Source organism: Frankia sp. AiPs1, from assembly GCF_023716945.1.
Lineage (GTDB): Bacteria > Actinomycetota > Actinomycetes > Frankiales > Frankiaceae > Frankia.
Genome location: NZ_JAMQQF010001007.1, coordinates 1 through 1,107, shown reverse-complemented (window position 1 = coordinate 1,107; position 1,107 = coordinate 1). Strand labels below are relative to the sequence as shown.

The 1,107-nt window shown below is 78.0% G+C and carries 3 protein-coding genes; all 3 read right to left on the bottom strand.

What is annotated here, in order from left to right:
- On the bottom strand, window positions 1-248 hold a 248-nt coding region (locus ND748_RS32510), incomplete at its 3' end, for a hypothetical protein (protein ID WP_251750089.1).
- Between the two features lie 114 nt (window positions 249-362).
- Window positions 363-737 (bottom strand): CrcB family protein, encoded by a 375-nt coding sequence (locus tag ND748_RS32505; protein WP_251750088.1) that lies wholly within the window; start codon window positions 735-737, stop codon window positions 363-365.
- Window positions 734-1,107 (bottom strand): CrcB family protein (locus ND748_RS32500; RefSeq protein ID WP_251750087.1); only part of this gene is annotated, 374 nt, incomplete at its 5' end. The genes ND748_RS32500 and ND748_RS32505, both read right to left, overlap by 4 nt.

The window sequence follows — 1,107 nt, the reverse complement described above, 5'->3', positions numbered from 1 at the left end:
GTGCCGGAGTGGCAGCCGGCGAGCAGCCCGCCCACCAGGGCCACGGCCACGGCCAGGGCCACCGGCGCGGACAGCGGCGGGTTCCGCCCGCGGCGCCCCGAGCGACAACCGGAACGGCCGATCGACTGCCAGGTCGACTGCCAGGTCGACTGGCGGTGCGGATGGCGGTGCGGATGGCGGTGCGGGGTCGGCGGGACGCAGGGGGCGGGCCGGGCGGCGCCGCGGCGGGAAGGGATCGGCGTCTGCACGGGCAGAAGGGTAGGTCCGGACGGGGCCGCCGGGCGCGACCGACCCCGCCCCGGGATCCGCGGATGCGCGGCCGGGGCCACGGGCGGGGGACAAGTCCGCCGCGACGGGTGCGGTCAGGACCACAGGGCGTGGGCGAGGGTCACCCCGACCGCGGCGGCGCCGATCCCGGCGAGCAGACTGGCGGCGACGGTGCACGCGGCGAGGCGGCGGCGGCCGTCCTCGATCAGGCGCAGGATCTCGTAGGACAGTGTCGAGTAGGTGCTCAGCGCCCCACACAGTCCGGTGCCGACCAGCAGCGCCACCCGCGTCGAGGCGGCGCCGGCGCCGACCGCACCGGTGACCAGACCGAGCACGGCGCTGGCCGCCGTGTTCACCGTGATCGTGCCCCAGGGCAGCGGGCTGTCGTGGCGGGCCTGCACTGCCCGGTCGGTGAGGTACCGCAGCGGGGCACCCACCGCCGCGCCGAGGATCACCAGCAGCCAGCTCATCGCCGTCGCCGCCCGAGCCGCAGCAGCCGGCGGGTCGCGGTCGTGGCTGCCCACACCGCGGCGAGCGCCACGGTCGGGGTCAGCGCCAGGGCGGCCAGGGCCGCCCAGGGCCGACCGTCGTCGAGGAGCCCCGCAACGTCGACGGCGTAGGTGGAGAAGGTGGTGAATCCGCCGAGGATCCCGGTGCCGAGGAACGGGCGGGCCAGCGGGTGGGCGAGGCGGTCGGCGGCCAGCAGGGCCATGAGCACGCCGATCGCCGCGCAGCCGACGGCGTTGACCGCCATGGTGGTCCAGCCGAACGCGCCGGGCCGGGTCGGCCAGGCCAGCGCCGCGGCGTAGCGGGCGCAGGCACCGAGGGCGCCACCGGCGG